General features: G+C 36.7%; 5 protein-coding genes. All 5 read left to right on the top strand.

Annotated features, from left to right (window positions below; translation table 11 throughout):
- Window positions 1-30 precede the first annotated feature (30 nt).
- On the top strand, window positions 31-111 hold the full coding sequence (locus ACY65O_RS08840; RefSeq protein ID WP_462220493.1) for a multicopper oxidase domain-containing protein: 81 nt from the start codon (window positions 31-33) through the stop codon (window positions 109-111).
- A gap of 137 nt (window positions 112-248) precedes the next feature.
- Complete coding sequence (locus tag ACY65O_RS08835) at window positions 249-443, top strand: heavy-metal-associated domain-containing protein (RefSeq protein ID WP_462220492.1); 195 nt, start codon at window positions 249-251, stop codon at window positions 441-443.
- A gap of 54 nt (window positions 444-497) precedes the next feature.
- Window positions 498-755 (top strand): heavy metal-binding domain-containing protein, encoded by a 258-nt coding sequence (locus tag ACY65O_RS08830; RefSeq protein WP_462220491.1) that lies wholly within the window; start codon window positions 498-500, stop codon window positions 753-755.
- 56 nt (window positions 756-811) lie between these two features.
- Window positions 812-1234, top strand: coding sequence for a hypothetical protein (locus ACY65O_RS08825; protein ID WP_462220490.1), 423 nt, complete (start codon window positions 812-814; stop codon window positions 1232-1234).
- Between the two features lie 11 nt (window positions 1235-1245).
- The coding region (locus ACY65O_RS08820) for a heavy metal-binding domain-containing protein (RefSeq protein WP_462220489.1) at window positions 1246-2082 on the top strand (837 nt) is incomplete at its 3' end.

Raw genomic sequence — 2082 nt, 5'->3', positions numbered from 1 at the left:
AAAGTAAAAGTAATTACAACCTTCTCACAGTTGAAAGGAAAATATGTTTTGCATTGCCATAACCTTGAGCATGAAGATAGTGGCATGATGCTGAATTTTGAAATTGTATAAAATTAAACATGGTGCACAAACCAGCAGCATTTAAAACAATGATGTACTTAAAATAAATCTAATAGTCATTAAATAATAAATAAAATTCAGTTACTCTTTAAATGAAAAAAATGAAAAAAGAATTTGAAATATAAGTAATGAGATGTGGTGGCTGCGAAAGTCAAGTAAAAAAAGCCTTATTGCAAATCCCTGGTGTTACAGAGGCCGAAGTTCAGTTGCAGCCGCAAAGAGCGATTGTTACCATGAGCAAAAACATAGATGTGGCCGAATTGCAAACCCAACTCAGCAACGCAGGAAATTATACAATTAAAGAAATTATAGCAGCAAATTAAAATCAATATAAAAAAAATCAGTCCTAACAAATTTAAAAATTAAAAAAAACAATTATGAAAAAATTACTTTTTACTGCCGCAATTCTCCTGTGTGCAGCACTTGTTTTTACAGCTTGTACCGGTAATAGCAGCAATGCAAAAACAGAACAGTTAGCAAAAGATGAAACCTACACCTGCACTATGCACAATGAGGTTATGAGTGATAAACCGGGAAAATGCCCCAAGTGCGAAATGAATTTGGTAAAACAAAAAATGACAGCGGAGCAAATGAAAATGATGAAGGAAGGCACCTATACTAAACCAAAAGAATAAAGACAATTTTATTTGTAACAGGCAACAGGTATTGCTTCATAAACCTTAGTTTATAAATGTTGAAATTAAAACCAATCTCATCATCCATTCTTGCACTTGGAGGATTGCTTCTTATGGCAATGGGTATTTACTTTATTATTTTACGCTCCCCATTATTGCCGGAAGATTTACGTTATATGCAATCAACAGCAGCAAGTATTCAGAATAATGTGGCAGGTTTATCTGCCTGGCTTCAAAAAGTTTTTTGGGTTATGGGCAGTTACATTTTTACATCAGGATTACTGATTATTTTTATTGCACTCACCTCTTTTCGGAAACGTTTGCCCGGAACATTTATTATCGTTGCCCTGGCAGGAATTACTTCAATAGGATCGATGACGGTTGTAAACTTTATTATTGATTCAGATTTCAAGTGGCTCCTGTTCATTTTCACACTGCCCTGGGCAATGGCATTAATTCTTTACCAGCTTTATAAATAAAAAATAATTAAATGGAACATCAACAAAAATACACCTGTCCCATGCATCCTGAAATTGTACAGGACAAACCGGGCAACTGTCCTAAATGCGGAATGACCTTAGTTGCTGTACAAGCTGAAACAAATACAATCGCTTCACATCAGCAAGATGCTGAAAGTAAACCATCATCCGATCATGCAGCACACAACATTCCCGCCGGTAGTAAGGAAAATAATGAAGTGGTAAAAGCAGATTTGCATAAAGGAGCACAAAGTTTTCAACGATATACCTGCCCCATGCACCCGCAAATTGTACAGGATGGGCCGGGAAAATGTCCTTTATGTGGAATGACCCTGGTGCCACTTACAAAATCAAAAGATGGTTCCTCTCATTCTTCCCATTCTTCCGGCATTGCAGATTTTAAAAAAAGATTTTATGTAGTGCTGGCGCTTACAATTCCCATTATGCTGTTATCAGAAATGATACAGCACTGGTTGAATATTCATATCGTTTTCACCGGTTCACAATATGTATTGCTGGCCTTGTCATCCACTGTTTTCTTTTATGGCGGCTGGCCTTTTTTAAAAGGATTAGTTGATGAAATAAGGGTAAAGAATCCCGGCATGATGACGCTGATTGGATTTGCTATTTCAGTGGCTTACATCTATAGTGTAGCCACCGTATTTGGATTGGAAGGCATGGATTTTTTTTGGGAACTGGCCACACTTATTTTAATAATGTTGCTGGGGCATTGGATTGAAATGAAATCTGTTGCAGGTGCCTCAAGGGAATTGGAATTATTGGTGCAGTTAATGCCCGATGATGCACATCTTGTAAAAGGGGAACAGATAACTGAGGTGAAAACAGTA

Source organism: Ferruginibacter sp., from assembly GCF_031430955.1.
Taxonomy (GTDB): Bacteria; Bacteroidota; Bacteroidia; order Chitinophagales; family Chitinophagaceae; genus Ferruginibacter.
The sequence above is the reverse complement of the archived record's forward strand: the minus strand, read 5'-3'. Positions and strand labels throughout refer to the sequence as shown.